Raw genomic sequence first — 17031 nt, 5'->3', positions numbered from 1 at the left:
TAAACCAATTTTAGCCTTTAAAATGAGAAAAATACTTACCGTTACATTCATATCATTAATTTCTTTAACCTGTTTTGCTCAAGAATGGCAAAATAATTTAGATAAAGCCAAACAAATAGCCACTGAAAATAGCACAAGCATAGTTATAGTTTTTCAAGGTTCAGATTGGTGTGCACCATGCATTAAATTAGATAGAGAAATTTGGAGTACTAAAGCGTTTCAAGATTTAGCAAAAGATCATTTTGTAATGTTGAAAGCAGATTTTCCAAAAAGGAAAAAAAACAAACTTTCCATAGAACAACAAGAACACAATAATGCTTTAGCAGAAAAATATAATCCAAATGGATATTTCCCTTACGTTGTTGTTTTAGATGCAAAAGGAAAAGCATTAGGAAGTTTAGGTTACGAAAAAACAATTCCAGAATCATTCTTTAATAAATTAACAGCTTTTGAAAATTAGAGTATTTATACTATCTCTTTTAATCTCGACTATTAGTTTTAGTCAAGAAACCTACAACAAAACCCTAATATTAATGGGTAGTCGATTTGATATTACTGTTGTTACAAACTCTCAAAAGCAAGGCGATTTATATATAGATAGTGCTATTTCTGAAATTTCAAGAATAGAAAAATTAATTTCTTCTTGGGATAAAAATTCTCAAACGTCTTTAATAAATAAAAACGCTGGAATTAAACCAGTAAAGGTTAATACTGAGTTGTTTAATTTAATAGAACGCTCATTAAAAATATCTAAATTAACCGAAGGAGCATTTGACATTAGTTATGCTTCAATGGATAAGGTTTGGAAGTTTGATGGCACAATGACAGAAATGCCTTCTGAAGAAATTATAAAAAAGTCTGTTCAGAAAGTTGGTTACCAAAACATTATTTTAGATAAAAAAAATCAAACTGTTTTTTTAAAATTAAAAGAAATGAAAATTGGCTTTGGCGCCATTGGAAAAGGTTATGCTGCAGATAAAGCCAAAGTATTATTAATAGAAAAAGGAGTTAAATCTGGGATTATAAATGCATCTGGAGATTTAAATACTTGGGGAAAACAACCTAGTGGTAAAGATTGGATGGTTGCTATAGTAAATCCATTAAATAAGGAAAAAGTATTTTCTTGGTTACCAGTAAATAATAGTGCTGTAGTTACTTCTGGTAACTATGAAAAATATGTAAAATTTAACAATGTACTTTATTCACACATTATAGATCCAAGAACAGGCTATCCTGCAACTGGTATTTTAAGCGTCACTATTTTTACTAAAACTGCAGAATTAGCAGATGCGTTGGCAACTTCAATTTTTGTAATGGGAAAAGATACAGGATTAAATTTTATTAATCAATTGAAAGGAGTAGAGTGTATTATTATTGACGAAAATAATAGCATTATTACATCAGAAAACATAGAATTAAATACATTAAATAATGATTAAAAAAGTAACTATTTTAGTTGTACTTATTATTTCTTTTAGCTCTTGTACAGTAGTTAAGGAGTATGAAAAAGTAAACTTGAGCGATCCTGATATGGCATTGGCTCAAAAAAAAATTGATCGTTTTGAAACAGCGTTTCAGGTTTATCGCGAAGGTGCTTCTGGTGCTAATGGTGGAAAATCTGGTGGTGGTTGCGGTTGTAATTAAGTAAAACAAGGTTTTTATAAAAAAACCATAAGTAGAACTTATCCTGCTGTATAGCAGAATCTTATTATTTCATTTTAAAAATTACATATGAAAAACATAATACCAATAATCCTTCTTTTTTCCTTCGGAAGCATTGCTGCACAACAAGATTCGACCTTAGTGTATAAAAAACGAGTGTTAGAAACTACTGAAGTCGATTTTTTAACCAGTTATTATTCTCAAGATGGTAATAATGCTTCGGTTACTGGAGGAATTGGTACTGAAGAGTTAACAGATTTAACAGGAACCATAGTTGTTAGTATGCCTATGAATGATGACGATGTGCTAACAGTTGATGCTGGTTTTTCTGCTTATACATCTGCTTCCTCAAGTAATGGGAATCCTTTTGATATATCTGGTGCTTCGGGAAATGGAGAAGATGACGACGACAAAGTACAAGCTCCAGGTGATGTAATTGGTAGTCCTTGGGTAGCATCATCAGGTGCTTCAGCTTCTGATGTTTGGGGAAGTGTAAATGCTGATTACTCACACAGTTCTAACGACAGAAATACAATATGGAATGCAGATGTATCTTTTGCTACAGAATATGATTATAGTTCTATTGGATTTGGTGGTGGTTTAACCAAGCTTTTTAATGAAAAAAATACAATATTTGGCATTAGTGGAAAAGTATATTTAGATACGTGGAGACCTATTTATCCAACAGAATTAAAAGCTTTTGAAGATACAAACGGTAATTTAAATCAAGGTTTTTTTAATGGTATAACAATTATAGATCAAAACGGAAATACATCTACAGCTTGGAATCCAACAAACTACCAGTCTATTTCAGATAAAGGCCGTAATTCATATTCTTTATCATTAAGCTTTTCTCAAATTTTAAGTAAAAACGCACAAATTTCTATTTTTGCAGACTTTGTAAGGCAGCAAGGTTGGCTAGCAAACCCATTACAACGTGTCTATTTTGGAGATGTTGAAAATTATTATATTGGAAATGCTTCAAGTATATCTAATTATACAAATTCAAGCAATACTGATGTCTTTCATTTGGCTGATGATATAGAACGTCTTCCAGATAATAGGTTAAAAATCCCAATTGGTTTTAGATTAAATTATTATTTAAATGAAGTGTTTACTGTAAGAACGTATTACAGATATTATTTTGATGATTGGGGAATAAGATCAAACACAGCTAGTATAGAAGTCCCAATAAAAATTTCTTCTAAATTCACACTATATCCTTCATACAGGTATTATAATCAAACCGAAGCAGATTATTTTGCTCCATATGATGAACATTTGTCTACTGATCTATATTATACTTCTGATTACGATTTATCTAAATTTAGTGCCAACCAATATGGATTTGGGATAAGCTATACAGATATCTTTAGTAGTGCTCATATTTGGAAATTAGGATTAAAAAGTATCGATTTTAGATACAATAACTATCAACGCGATACAGGTTTAAGTGCAAATTACTTCGGTCTCGGTTTCAAATTTGTCATGGATTAGAAATGTTAAAAAATCCTTCATAAATCTATTATAAAATCTTTAATAAGAGTCCGAAAAATAATAACTTGGCATAGTTTTTAGTTGTATAATATTATAGCAACTCCAATACTTAAAATTTTATGCGCAAATTAATCCTATTATTTACTTTATCCCTTATAACATCAGCTATCCACGCTCAAAAAACTAGCAATCCCTTGTTAGCAAAAGATGTCGAAGGACAAAAAAAATGGGTAGATAGCGTCTATAATTCATTAACATTAAACGAGAAAATTGCACAATTATATATGGTGCAGGTTTTTTCTAGTCAAACTGAAGCAGAAAAAGCTAAAGTTCTTGATTTAATTAATAATAATAAAATTGGAGGTATCATTTACTCAAAAGGTGGACCTTATAGACAAGCCAAACTAAATAACGAATTACAAGCTGCTTCAAAAACACCTTTACTTATAGGTATGGATGCTGAATGGGGATTAAGTATGCGTTTAGATTCTACGTATTCTTTTCCTTGGAATATGACGCTTGGTGCTGTAAAAGACAACTACTTAATAGAGCAAACAGGAAGACAATTAGGAGAGCATTGTAAACGATTAGGTGTTCATTTTAATTTTGCACCAGTTGTAGACATTAATACAAACCCAAACAATCCTATTATTGGAAACCGTTCTTTTGGAGAAGACAGAGATAATGTTACCGAAAAAGCAGCCGCTTTTATGAAAGGTATGCAAAGTGCAGGAGTGTTAGCAAATGCTAAACATTTCCCTGGTCATGGAGATACAGAATCCGATTCGCATTTAATGCTACCAACAGTAGCTTTCGATGCAAAACGTATAGACTCTGTAGAGTTATATCCTTATAAAACATTAATTAAAGAAGGATTGTCGAGTGTAATGGTTGCGCATTTAAACATTCCTAGCTTAGAGCCTCGACAAGATTACCCATCATCGATTTCAAAAAATATTGTGACTAACATTTTAAAAGAAAAGTTAGGTTTTAAAGGTCTTATTTTTACAGATGCTTTAACAATGAAAGGTGCTGCAGATTATCAATTTGAAGGTTTAGATGGTGTTACAGAAGGTTCTACAGATACGGTTGGTAATATAGATTTAGCAGCTTTCCTTGCAGGAAACGATATTATGTTAATGTCTGTTGATCCCGAATCTGGTATTGCAAAACTTGAAAAAGCCTATAACAAAGGCTTAATTACAGAAGAGCGTTTAGCGCTGTCTGTTAAAAAATTATTGCAGGCAAAATACAAAGTTGGTTTAAGCAATTATAAACCGATTTCTACATTCAACCTTAGTAACGATTTAAACCGTTTACATGATGATATGTTATACGAAAGGCTAATGGAGCAAGCCATTACAATTGCTCGTGATAGTTCAAATTTACTACCATTACGTCATTTAGAAACTAAAAAAATAGCTTACGTGCAATTAGGTGATGACGATGGGAAACCATTTTTAAATACTTTAAAAAAATACGCTCAAGTACATGAAATTAAAGCAGATAATTTAAGCAACTTAATAGCAAAGCTTCAAAATTACAATACAGTTATAGTTGGTTTTCATAAATCGAATGACAATCCGTGGAAATCTTATAAGTTTTCAGATAAAGAACTCACTTGGTTATACGAGATTGCACGAACAAACACAGTAATTTTAGATGTGTTTGCAAAACCTTACGCTTTGTTAGATTTACAAACAGTAACAAATATCGAAAGTGTAGTAGTTAGTTACCAAAATAGCGAAATTGCACAAGAAACATCAGCCGAAATTATATTTGGAGCATTAGCAGCAAAAGGATGTTTGCCAGTTTCAGCTGGACCCTATTTTAAAGTTGGTGATGGTAAGCAAACAAACTCTTTAGAGCGTTTAGGTTATAGTATTCCAGAACGTGTAGGTTTAAGTTCTTATCGTTTAAAAAAGATAGATTCTATTGCAAATCATGCAGTAAATGCGGGAATGACTCCAGGAATTCAGCTTATAGTAGCAAGAAAAGGAAAGATAGTCTACAATAAAAACTTTGGAAAACACACTTACAGTAAAAATGCCCAAGAAGTTAGAGGAGACGATATTTACGATGTTGCGTCATTAACAAAAATTCTAGCCACTTTGCCATTATTTATGGAAATGGAGGAACAAGGTATTGTATCACTAGACACAAAACTTTCAGAAGCTATTCCATATTATAAAAAATCGAATAAAAAGAATATTACATTTAAGAAAATGTTGTCGCATTATGCACAATTAAAACCTTGGATTCCTTTTTATTATGCCACATTAGATACTGTTACAAAACAACCTTCAACTAAGTATTACCGTAAAACGTCAACAGAGAAATTTAATATTAAAATAGCGAATAACCTATACATGCGAGAGGATTACCAAGATTCTATTCCGAAGATAATTAAAGAAACAGACTTGCTTTCACGTTTGCGTTATCGTTATAGCGATTTGCCTTATTACATTCTTAAACAATATATTGAAGGACACTATAACAAGCCTTTAAACGAATTGGTTCAAGATCATTTTTATAAATCTTTAGGTGCAAATAACACTATTTATAATCCATATAAAACAATTAGTAACACGCGTATTGCTCCAGCCGAAGAGGATGATTATTATCGTTTTCAAAAAGTGCAAGGTTATGTTCATGATATGGGAGCAGCAATGCAAGGTGGTGTTGGTGGACATGCAGGCGTTTTTAGTAATGCAAATGACGTAGCAAAAATTATGCAAATGTATTTGCAAAAAGGCTATTATGGAGGTGTTAGGTATTTAAAACCAGAAACAATAGATAAGTTCAATACCTGTTATTTTTGCGAAAACAAGGTGAGAAGAGGTATTGGTTTCGATAAGCCGCAACTTGGTGAGTCTGGACCAACTTGTGGTTGTGTTTCTATGACGAGTTTTGGTCATTCAGGATTTACAGGAACTTACACTTGGGCAGATCCTGATGAAGAATTAGTATATGTTTTTATGGCAAATAGAACATATCCATCTTCAAAAGGAAAAAATATGTTGCTACGTGCAGACATTAGAACCAATATTCAAGAAGCTATTTATGAGGCTATTATACGATAAGCACATAAAAGTAATAGTATTTAGAATTATAAAGTAGAAATGATATGTAAGTATTCTTCATTTTAACTACTAATCAATTAACCAAAAATTAAATCTTTCTGTTTTAAGCATAAGTAATAAACTTTAAATACTTAAAACTTTAGACACTTAAAACTAATTAAATGAAAATAGGAATTGTTTGTTATCCAACATTTGGAGGAAGTGGAGTAGTAGCAACAGAATTAGGTCTAGAGCTTTCTAAGCGTGGTCATACCATTCATTTTATAACTTATAATCAACCTGTTCGGTTAGAACTTTTAGGCGACAATATCCATTATCACGAAGTTAATGTTCCTGAATATCCTTTATTCCATTATCAACCCTACGAATTGGCTTTATCAAGTAAATTGGTAGATATGGTCAAGCTTCATGGTATAGAAATTTTGCATGTACATTATGCTATTCCGCATGCTTATGCAGCCTATATGGCGCAGAAAATGTTGTTAGAAGAAAATATATATGTACCAATAGTAACAACACTTCATGGTACAGATATTACTTTAGTAGGTAGCCATCCATTTTATAAACCTGCAGTTACATTTAGTATCAATAAATCTGATGCAGTTACAGCAGTTTCACAGAGTTTAAAAGACGACACTTTACGTTTGTTTGATATTAAAAAGGAAATAAACGTAGTTACAAATTTTATAGATTTAAATAAATTTAATCATGGTTTTACAGATTGCCAACGCGCAATGATGGCAAATGATGATGAAAAAATTATTACTCACATTAGTAATTTTAGAGAAGTAAAACGCATTCCAGATATTATTAATATTTTTTATAACGTACAGAAAGAATTACCAGCAAAACTAATGATGGTTGGCGAAGGACCAGAGCGCGAGCCAGCAGAAAGATTGTGCAGAAAATTAGGCATTACAGATAAAGTTGTATTCTTTGGTAATAGTAATGAAATAGATAGAATTTTGTGTTTTAGCGACTTGTTTTTATTGCCAAGTGAGACTGAAAGTTTTGGTCTTTCGGCATTAGAAGCAATGGCATCTGGTGTTCCAGTAATTTCTAGTAATACAGGTGGTATTCCAGAAGTAAACGAAGATGGTTTTTCTGGTTACTTAAGTAATGTTGGTGATGTTGCAGAAATGAGTAAAAATGCAATTATGCTTTTAAAAGATGAAAAACTCTTGGCTAAATTGAAGCAAAATGCCAAGGCACAAGCTAAAAAGTTTGACATTCATAACATAGTGCCACAATATGAAGCTATCTATGAAGACACGTTGAAAAACTGCTTATTTACGCAGAAGCTATAACAAATACCATAATAAAATATAAATAGTATTCTTTTTTAGTTTAATATTTTATAACTTTCTGTTCTAATTAACCAACATATTATGAACAGAAAATCCTTCCTTAACCTTACTGCAAGAGCAGGCTTGTTTTTAGGTGTTACTCCATCTTTAATAGCATGCGCAAACGATAAAAAATCTGAAAAACAAATACTTGAAGAACTATTAAAATCTGAAAAAGTACTGGGTACAGCAGTAAACTTAACTACAGAAGCTATTAGCAAAGTTCGTGTAGGTATTATTGGCATGGGAAATAGAGGTAGTGTACTAATTCAAATGTTTGAATATTTAATTAGAAATAATTATGCTGAAATTGTTGCACTCTCTGATATCAGCGAAAAAAAGCTTCAAAAAAATCAAGAATATCTAAAAACCATACAAGATAAAGAAGCAGCTTTATATTTTAAAGATAAAGACGATTGGAAAAACCTTGCCAAGCGAGACGATATCGATTTAATCCTCATTGCAACACCTTGGGAATACCATACAGAAATGTCTGTTTTTGGAATGGAACATGGTAAACATGTTGCTTGCGAGCAACCAATGGCAATGACTTTAAAAGATTGCTGGAAACTTATAGAAGTTGCAGAACGCACAAAACAACATTGCATGTACATGGAGAATTGCTGCTTTAATGGAGAGGAGCTTTGGGTGCTAAATATGATAGATCAAGGTGTTTTTGGAGACGTAAATCATGCAGAAGGTGCCTATATTCACGATTTACGTAAGCATATGATGGACGAAACGTATTATGAAGACCAATGGCGAATTAAACACCATGAAACTACAAATGCAAACCTTTATACAGGTCATGGATTAGGCCCAGTAAGTATGTATATGGATATTGGAAGAGGAGATAATTACGATCATTTAGTAAGTATGAGTTCTCGAGAACAAAGTTTGAGTACTGCTGCAAAAAAAATAAATTTTAGAGCTCAGGAATTTGCATGTGGTGACATGAATACAACACTAATTAAAACTAAAAAAGGAAAAACCATTATGTTACAGTTCGATACACACACTGGAAGACCTTATACGCGTTTAAATACAATTACCGGAACAAAAGCAGTGCATCAAGGCTATCCATCACGTTTGTATGTTGGTCACGACGATTTGCAATGGTCTCATGGTTGGTTAAAGGATGACGATTATAAAACGTATCGTGAAAAATACGATCATCCACTTTGGAAAAAATTAAAAGAGCAAATAGATGCAAATGCAGTTGGTCATGGAGGAATGGATTTTGTAATGATTTATAGGTTAATTCGTTGCTTAAATCAAGGTTTGCCTTTAGATATTAATTTGTACGATAGTGTAATGTGGAGCGCAATAACACCTTTATCAGAATTATCTGTAGCCAATCAAAGTGCAAGCATAAAAATTCCAGATTTTACAGGTGGAACTTGGGCTACCAAACGAAAAGCAGAAGTATTAAGAGATATTCTGTAATTAATTTTTTTAAAATTTTAATCTCTGGTATAACAGACTTTAGTATTTGTTTCATAATTATAAATTATTTTAATAGTAAAAGAAAACAAAACATTATACCAAATAAAAAAGCCATTTCAATACTATTGAAATGGCTTTTTTAATACTATAATTTTATATTTATTTAGAATTGATATCTAATACCTAATGCAATATCGAAATCTAGATCGTCTCTAAAGTCTCCAAAACCAAGCTCTGGCCTAGCGTCTAAAGACAGCATTAATGGAATATCGAAATTATACTCAACACCAATATTTCCTGCTGCAAATAAAAAGGTTTCGCTTTCATCTTTTGTTGGAGAAGGCAATTCATAACTATAATTACCTAAACCACCACCAACTCCAGCATACCAATTAAAATCACCATCTAATACCCAAACCCATTGGTAAAGTCCTGCTAGTTTAAAACCATCGTAATTACTACCCGATCTAATACCAAGGTCAACCTCTAAACGGTTGTTTTCCCCTAAAGCGCGTTGGTACGAAATTTCGCCACCAAATCCATCATTATCTCCAATTCGTAATCCAATAGCATTTTCAGAAATTTCCTGAGCAGTTGCAGCGTAGCTAAATCCTAGAATAGCTATTGCTAATAAAAGTATTTTTTTCATCTTTTTTTTAAGTTTTTAAATTAAATCTAATTTAACAATTAACATTTGATTATGTTAAAAGAATAACGCTAATATTTAGTTAATAATTGTTAAGATGTCTTAAATTTGGAATACAGTGGAAATAAAAAAACCAACCTTATATAGCTTAGCGAAAAACCTTGAAGGCGAACTGCACTTTAGCGATTTAATGAAACGGCTTTATGCTACAGATGCTTCGGTTTACAGAATGTTGCCATTGGCTGTAGCTTTCCCAAAGTCTATTAGTGATATAAAAAAACTAGTCGCTTTTGCGTCTAAAAATAAAACATCTTTAATACCAAGAACTGCAGGTACTTCTTTAGCAGGACAATGTGTTGGAACTGGCATTGTGGTTGATGTGTCTAAGTATTTTACAAAGATTCTAAATATTAATGAAACAGCCCAAACAGTTACAGTACAGCCTGGAGTGGTTAGAGATGAACTTAATAATTACTTAAAACCTTTTGGTTTGTTTTTTGGCCCAAACACTTCAACTTCAAATCGTTGCATGATTGGTGGAATGGTAGGTAATAACTCCTCTGGAACAACCTCTATTAGATATGGAGTAACACGAGATAAAGTAATTGAACTAAAAACCATTTTAAGCGATGGAAGTGAAGCCGTTTTTGCAGAATTAACCCAAGAAACTCTTCAAAATAAAACAGAGTTAAACACTTTAGAAGGCGAGATATATAAAACAATTGTTTCAGAATTATCTTCGGAAGCCACTCAAAACGAAATAATAAATAGCTTTCCAAAACCAGAAATACATAGAAGAAATACGGGCTATGCAATAGATGAGCTTATTAATACTACTGAAGCTTTTAACCTTTGTAAACTCCTTACAGGAAGCGAAGGAACTCTCGCTTTTACAACAGAAATTACTTTAAAACTAGATAAGCTACCTCCAATCCAAAGCATAATGGTTGCTGCACATTTTAATTCAATTAACGATTGTTTAAAAGCTGTAGAGCCAGTAATGCAACACAATTTGTTTACTTGTGAAATGATGGATAAAACCATTTTAGATTGTACAAAAAACAATAAAACACAAACAGAAAATAGACAATTTATTCAAGGAGATCCTGAAGCTATTTTAATGTGCGAAGTGAAAGCTGAAAGCTTGAACGCTGTACAATTGCAAGCAAACGAACTTATTAAAACACTTGAGAACACAGGATTAAGTTATGCTAATATTAGCTTAAAAAAGGAAGAAATACATAAAGCTAATGAACTACGAAAAGCTGGTCTAGGTTTGCTTGGAAATATTATTGGAGATAAAAAAGCGGTTGCTTGTATAGAAGATACAGCAGTTGCACTTCCAGATTTAGCTAATTACATTTCAGAATTCACTTTATTAATGGAAAGCTATAAGCAAGATGCTGTGTATTACGCGCATGCTGGAGCAGGAGAGCTACATTTAAGACCAATTTTGAACCTTAAAAAAGCCGAAGATGCCGTACTATTTAGAAAGATAACGACTGATGTTGCTACATTAGTAAAAAAATATAAAGGCTCTTTTAGTGGCGAACATGGTGATGGTATTGTGAGAGCAGAATTTATAAAATATATGATTGGTGATACTAATTATCAATTATTAAAACGAATAAAATCTACTTTCGATCCTGGAAATATTTTTAATCCTGGAAAAATTGTAGATGCTTTTCCAATGGATAAAAACTTACGCTATCAAATAGATAGAGAAGAACCTGAAATAGAAACATTATTAGATTTCTCTGCATCGCAAGGCATTCTTAGAGAAGCAGAAAAATGCAATGGTTCTGGAGATTGTAGAAAGCTTCCTGAATTTGGTGGTACTATGTGTCCAAGTTATCGTGCCACAAGAGACGAGAAAGATACAACGAGAGCAAGAGCAAACGTATTACGCGAATATTTAACAAACTCTGAAAAAGCTAATAAATTTGATCATGAGGAATTAAAAGAAGTTTTCGATTTATGTTTGAGCTGTAAAGCTTGCGCTAGTGAATGCCCAAGTAGTGTAGATGTGGCGACTTTAAAAGCGGAATTTCAGTACCAATATCAAAAAACAAATGGTACAAGTTTAAGAACAAAACTATTTGCATATAATAATAAATTAAATACTATTGGAAGCCCATTTCCAAGTCTTACAAACTTTATGTTTTCTAATGGTTTTACATCAAAAATTATAAAAAAAACATTGGGGATTGCTAGTGAAAGAAGTTTGCCTTTAATATCAAGTAAAAGTTTATATAAAGAATTTCAATTAATTAAAAAAGAAATAGTTAAAAATAAATTTATTAAAACTGTTTATTTGTTTAATGATGAATTTACTAACTATTTAGACACTTCAATAGGAGTAGACACTGTTACGCTTTTACAAGCCTTAAATTACGAAGTTAAGCTTGTTAAAAACAATGAATCTGGTCGTGCTTTTATATCTAAGGGATTGTTAGAGCAAGCTAAAAAAGTAGCTAATGCTAATGTTACTCTTTTTAAAAACCTGATTTCGGATTATACACCACTTTTGGGTATTGAACCTTCAGCCATTTTAACTTTTAGAGATGAATACATAAAACTAGCAGAAGACAAAGCTTCAGCTAAAGCAATAGCAAAAAACACATTTCTAATTGAAGAATTCTTAAGTAATGAAATTTCTATTGGTAACATAAAACCATCACAATTTACTTCCGAAGAAAAAGTAATTAAGTTTCATGGGCATTGCCACCAGAAAGCACAAAGCAATCAAATACATAGTTTTAATGTTTTAAATTTACCAAAAAACTATAAAGTAACTATTATACCTAGTGGTTGCTGTGGTATGGCTGGAAGTTTTGGTTACGAAAAAGAACATTACAAAGTGAGTATGCAGGTTGGAGAGCAAACCTTATTTCCTGCTATTCGTAAAGCTGATATTAATATTGCTATTTCTGCAAATGGCACGAGTTGTAGGCATCAAATAAAAGATGGAACAAATAGAGTAGCGCTACATCCTGTAAGTGTTTTAAAGGCTGCTTTAAAATAAAAAAATCACCTAATTAAGATTAGGTGATTTTTATTAAAAGTAAAATATTTTTACTAGTTTAAAATATAACTATCAATTTCTTGATTGTTAGTACTACTTGCAGTAGTTGGTATACCTATATCAATATTTTGTCCCTCTAAAAGCATAACAAAAGAACTACTAATCTCGTAACCTTGTGTTGCATTTGCTTTAATAAGACCTTTGTCTTTAGCAAAATAATAATCTATAGACATTATATCTTGAGAATCTAACACACTTATATTTAATTGCTGTCCAAATGCGTTTATAGTAACAGTAACGTCTACATTTAATCTTAAATTAGATTTAATGACATCACTAAAAGTCTCACCATCTAATGTAAGGCTATTACTACTGGCTAATTTTGTTGTAGAAAAAGAATAGTTTAAAGTTAATGGCACAATAGTACCGTTTAAATCTAAATCTTGAGTTATAGTACCAGATTTGGTAGATAACTCTTCATTATCATCAGCATTTAAACTGTATAATAGTACATTGTCTAGAGAAATTGATGTATTAAATAACTCCGAAATTACATCAGGAGTACTTATAGATCCATTATATATTAAAGTATCATCTGTACTTGTTAAAGTACCATTTACTAAAAAGCCATTCATAGTACCTAAAGCAGGCGTATTATTAGCCGATAAAGTATAATTACTTCCAGTAGAAGAACTAATAGTTAATGATTCAACTTCTGTAAAATCTAAAGTAGCATCTTCAGGATTAGTGTTTACTACATTATAAATCCATAAATTGCTTAATGCATTAGGGAAATAATCTCCAGTAAGAGGTTCCGATTGAGTTAGAGTAGCTGTTCCACCATCATCATCGGTACTACATGCAAATATTACCAATCCTAAAAAAATTAAAGTAATTTTTTTTAATACTTTCATAATCAATGTTTTGTTTTTTTTTGCAAATGTAATAGTCTCAAAAAGAATAACCAATAAAGCAGTATACAATTTTTGTTTCTGTAATATAACTTTTACATTAGCATAAATAAAACTTATATGGCAGGAAATTCCTTCGGAAAATTATTCAATCTCACAACTTTTGGCGAGTCTCATGGAGTTGCTATTGGAGGCGTTATAGATGGTTGCCCTCCAAATATCACTTTAGATTTTGATGCTATTCAAAATGAAATGAATAGACGTAAACCAGGTCAGTCTTCAATTGTTACACAACGTAAAGAGCCAGACGAAGTAAAATTTCTATCTGGAATTTTTGAAGGTAAAACTACTGGAACTCCAATTGGCTTTGTAATTGAAAACGCAAATCAGAAATCTAACGATTACTCACATATTAAAGATTCTTATAGACCAAGTCATGCAGATTATGTGTACGACAAAAAATATGGTCATCGCGATTATCGTGGTGGTGGACGAAGCTCTGCAAGAGAAACAGCAAGTAGAGTTGTAGCTGGAGCAATTGCAAAACAAGTTTTAAAGGATATTAAAATTAATGCATTTACGTCTTCGGTTGGAGATATTTTTATAGATAAACCATATCAAGATTTAGATTTTTCTAAAATTGAATCTAATATTATTCGTTGTCCAGACCAAGCTATTGCAGATAAGATGATTGCTCGCGTTAAAGAAATACGTAAAGAAGGCGATACAATTGGTGGAACAGTTACTTGTGTAATAAAAAATGTACCAGTTGGCTTAGGCGAACCTGTTTTCGATAAATTACATGCAGATTTAGGTAAAGCCATGCTTTCTATTAATGCTGTAAAAGGTTTTGAGTATGGTAGCGGATTTTGTGGTGCAAAAATGAAAGGTAGCGAACACAACGATTTGTATAATAGCGATGGAACAACCAAAACCAATCTTTCTGGTGGTATTCAAGGCGGAATAAGCAACGGAATGGATATCTATTTTCGAGTAGCTTTTAAGCCAGTTGCAACAATAATGCAAAAACAAGATACTATAGATAAAGATGGAAATATAGTAGAGATGCTAGGTAAAGGGCGTCATGATCCTTGCGTTGTACCTAGAGCTGTGCCTATTGTTGAAGCAATGGCAGCATTGGTTTTAGCCGATTTCTATTTGCTGAATAAAATGTATTAAAAATTCCTGCGAAAGTAGGAATCTCATAAAATGAAGTATAGAATTTGAATTTAGAAGAGCAAAATACTAGTAAACGAAAACTGGAACCATTAACAAGTTCTGAGTGGTTATCATTTTTATTTTTTCCTTATAGAAAACATGGCACTTGGGATATTGAAAATACAGACAGGTTTAATGAAATTGAAGAAGAACGGTTTGAGAAGTATGGTCTTGAAAGAAAACAGAAAGAATCCTCAATAGCTAGAACTTATAGTTATACTTCATATTTAATGATTTCAATTATTATCATATCTTTATTTTTTTAAAATGAAACAAGATATATACTATACTGCCTTAAACACTTACGATTCAGAGAATAAAGAAGGCTTTAGCTGGAATGAGTATATTGAATGGTCAGAATTAAAGCATTTAGAGGAATTAGTTTCTTTAGACGGTAATTTAAATAGTTTAGCATTTGCTCTAGATTTAGATTCTGCAGAAGAATGGAATCATTTTATAACAGACCACAACATGGTTATGTTCTATTTCAATAGTTTAAACTATGTACTTAGTAAAGTAGACCATTTAGAACGCTTTAATTTATTAGCAATAATAAAAGAACCTCGTAAAGAAAAAGCCGACTTAAATAATGATTATAATTTTATAGGTTACGACTTAATAGAAATTGGAGGAAACACAAGTGCTTTAACAAACTGTGGCGGTTTTGATGAAACATTTCTACCAAACGACTTAAATACTTATGGTTTAGTTTCCCAATATGATAGAGCTAAACAAATCTGTGAAGCGTTACCAATAAATAATCCAGAAGAATCTCATGTAGATTGTTATCTTTATGAAGTTTGGAGACATAAAATAATAGGAAGAAAAAACTAACTAAACCATAAATAAGACCCTCGCTTTCTCGAGGAATGCATATGAAAAAACTAGCACTACACTGGAAAATACTATTAGGAATGGTCTTTGGGGTCTTATTAGGACTTATAATGACCAATTTTGATGGCGGAAAAGAATTAGTACAAGATTGGATTAAGCCATTTGGTAAAATATTTATTAAATGTTTAAAAATGATTGCCATTCCATTAATTCTAGCTGCACTAATTAAAGGTGTTTCAGATTTAAGAGATATTTCTAAACTTTCAAAAATGGGAGGAAGAACTATAGGGATCTACATTATGACTACTGTAATTGCTGTTTCTATTGGACTTCTATTAGTAAATATTGTAAATCCGGGTAAATCTATTTCTGAAGAAACGAGAACAGAAATGGTAGAAAATTACAGTGGTAGTACAATTAAATATAAAGATGAAGCAAAAAACCAAAAAGACTCTGGACCATTACAAGCTTTAGAAGATTTAGTACCAGAAAATATTTTTGCAGCAGCTACAAGCAATAGAAACATGTTACAAATTATCTTTTTTGCTATGTTTTTTGGTATTAGTTTAATACTTATCCCAGAAGAAAAAGGAGAAACAGTAAAAAAGTTTTTTGATGGTTTTAATGAAGTTATCTTAAAAATGGTAGATATCATTATGCTCGCAGCTCCTTATGGTGTATTCGCTTTATTAGCAGCAATAGTCGTCGAGTCGCCTAGTATAGATTTATTTAAAGCGCTTGGTTGGTATGCTTTTACAGTTGTTTTAGGTTTAGCATTAATGATTGTTATCTATATATTAATAGTTAAGCTCTACACAAAAAAATCGCCTAAATTCTTTTTAAATGGTATTTCTCCTGCTCAACTTTTAGCGTTCTCTACAAGTAGTAGTGCAGCAACTTTACCTGTTACAATGGAACGTGTAACAGAACATTTAGGAGTAGAAGAGGAGGTTTCAAGTTTTGTATTACCAATTGGAGCCACTATAAATATGGATGGAACAAGTTTATACCAAGCTGTTGCTGCAGTATTTATTGCACAAGCCTTTGGTATGGAATTAGATATTAGTACACAATTAGGAATTATTGCAACCGCAACATTAGCCTCTATTGGTAGTGCTGCTGTTCCTGGAGCAGGAATGGTTATGCTTGTTGGTGTTTTAGGTTATGCAGGAATTCCTGAAGCTGGATTAGCTTTAATTTTCGCAGTAGACAGGCCTTTAGATATGTGTAGAACCGTAATTAATGTTACAGGAGATGCTGCAGTTTCTATGGTAGTTGCTAAATCTGTAGACAAATTAGGAGAGCCAAATGTAAAAGACTGGGACGATAATTATGAAGCTGTAAAATAAACCAATAGCACCAA

Annotated in this window: 14 protein-coding genes; 12 read left to right on the top strand and 2 right to left on the bottom strand. The window is 31.8% G+C overall.

Annotated elements, in window-relative coordinates; translation table 11 throughout:
* The first annotated feature begins 22 nt into the window (after positions 1-22).
* The 7 genes from CW733_RS05095 (at position 23) to CW733_RS05065 (ending at position 9034) form a co-directional block, all read left to right on the top strand.
* On the top strand, positions 23-460 hold the full coding sequence (locus CW733_RS05095; protein ID WP_100996174.1) for a thioredoxin family protein: 438 nt from the start codon (positions 23-25) through the stop codon (positions 458-460).
* Entirely contained in the window at positions 450-1439 is a 990-nt protein-coding gene (locus tag CW733_RS05090) for an FAD:protein FMN transferase (protein ID WP_369806628.1), read from the top strand. The genes CW733_RS05095 and CW733_RS05090 overlap by 11 nt, the downstream gene beginning before the upstream one ends.
* Positions 1432-1644 carry a DUF4266 domain-containing protein gene (locus tag CW733_RS05085; protein ID WP_100996172.1) on the top strand — a complete coding sequence of 71 codons (213 nt, stop codon included), beginning with the start codon at positions 1432-1434 and terminating at the stop codon, positions 1642-1644. The genes CW733_RS05090 and CW733_RS05085 overlap by 8 nt, the downstream gene beginning before the upstream one ends.
* Positions 1645-1731: 87 nt before the next feature.
* Complete coding sequence (locus CW733_RS05080; protein WP_100996171.1) at positions 1732-3159, top strand: DUF3570 domain-containing protein; 1428 nt, start codon at positions 1732-1734, stop codon at positions 3157-3159.
* 119 nt (positions 3160-3278) lie between these two features.
* Positions 3279-6242: a glycoside hydrolase family 3 N-terminal domain-containing protein gene (locus tag CW733_RS05075; protein ID WP_100996170.1), complete on the top strand. Its 2964-nt coding sequence runs from the start codon at positions 3279-3281 to the stop codon at positions 6240-6242.
* 161 nt (positions 6243-6403) lie between these two features.
* Positions 6404-7549, top strand: a complete 1146-nt coding sequence (gene bshA, locus CW733_RS05070; RefSeq protein WP_100996169.1) for an N-acetyl-alpha-D-glucosaminyl L-malate synthase BshA — start codon at positions 6404-6406, stop codon at positions 7547-7549.
* 81 nt (positions 7550-7630) lie between these two features.
* The gene (locus CW733_RS05065) at positions 7631-9034 is read left to right on the top strand and encodes a Gfo/Idh/MocA family protein (RefSeq protein ID WP_100996168.1); all 1404 of its coding nucleotides are present in this window, start codon (positions 7631-7633) and stop codon (positions 9032-9034) included.
* Positions 9035-9197: 163 nt separating this feature from the next.
* On the opposite strand, the gene CW733_RS05060 is transcribed toward CW733_RS05065, so the two are convergent.
* The gene (locus tag CW733_RS05060) at positions 9198-9683 is read right to left on the bottom strand and encodes a hypothetical protein (protein WP_100996167.1); all 486 of its coding nucleotides are present in this window, start codon (positions 9681-9683) and stop codon (positions 9198-9200) included.
* Positions 9684-9870: 187 nt separating this feature from the next.
* On the opposite strand from CW733_RS05060, the gene CW733_RS05055 reads away from it, so the two are divergent.
* Positions 9871-12705 (top strand): FAD-binding and (Fe-S)-binding domain-containing protein, encoded by a 2835-nt coding sequence (locus CW733_RS05055; RefSeq protein WP_100998682.1) that lies wholly within the window; start codon positions 9871-9873, stop codon positions 12703-12705.
* A gap of 53 nt (positions 12706-12758) precedes the next feature.
* Here CW733_RS05055 and CW733_RS05050 read toward each other — a convergent pair whose 3' ends face one another.
* Positions 12759-13619 carry a hypothetical protein gene (locus tag CW733_RS05050; RefSeq protein WP_100996166.1) on the bottom strand — a complete coding sequence of 287 codons (861 nt, stop codon included), beginning with the start codon at positions 13617-13619 and terminating at the stop codon, positions 12759-12761.
* A gap of 117 nt (positions 13620-13736) precedes the next feature.
* Here CW733_RS05050 and aroC point away from each other — a divergent pair, with 117 nt between their 5' ends.
* From aroC to CW733_RS05030, 4 genes are read left to right on the top strand one after another with little or no spacing between them, the layout of a single operon-like run.
* The gene (gene aroC / locus CW733_RS05045; RefSeq protein ID WP_100996165.1) at positions 13737-14795 is read left to right on the top strand and encodes a chorismate synthase; all 1059 of its coding nucleotides are present in this window, start codon (positions 13737-13739) and stop codon (positions 14793-14795) included.
* 44 nt (positions 14796-14839) lie between these two features.
* The gene (locus CW733_RS05040; RefSeq protein WP_100996164.1) at positions 14840-15100 is read left to right on the top strand and encodes a hypothetical protein; all 261 of its coding nucleotides are present in this window, start codon (positions 14840-14842) and stop codon (positions 15098-15100) included.
* 1 nt (position 15101) lies between these two features.
* Positions 15102-15668, top strand: a complete 567-nt coding sequence (locus tag CW733_RS05035; RefSeq protein WP_100996163.1) for a hypothetical protein — start codon at positions 15102-15104, stop codon at positions 15666-15668.
* A gap of 41 nt (positions 15669-15709) precedes the next feature.
* The gene (locus tag CW733_RS05030) at positions 15710-17017 is read left to right on the top strand and encodes a dicarboxylate/amino acid:cation symporter (RefSeq protein WP_100996162.1); all 1308 of its coding nucleotides are present in this window, start codon (positions 15710-15712) and stop codon (positions 17015-17017) included.
* The last annotated feature ends 14 nt before the right edge of the window (positions 17018-17031 follow it).

It is taken from the genome of Lacinutrix sp. Bg11-31 (assembly GCF_002831665.1).
Taxonomy (GTDB): domain Bacteria; phylum Bacteroidota; class Bacteroidia; order Flavobacteriales; family Flavobacteriaceae; genus Lacinutrix.
Note: the sequence above shows the minus strand (reverse complement) of the source record. Positions and strands in the feature narration are given on the sequence as shown.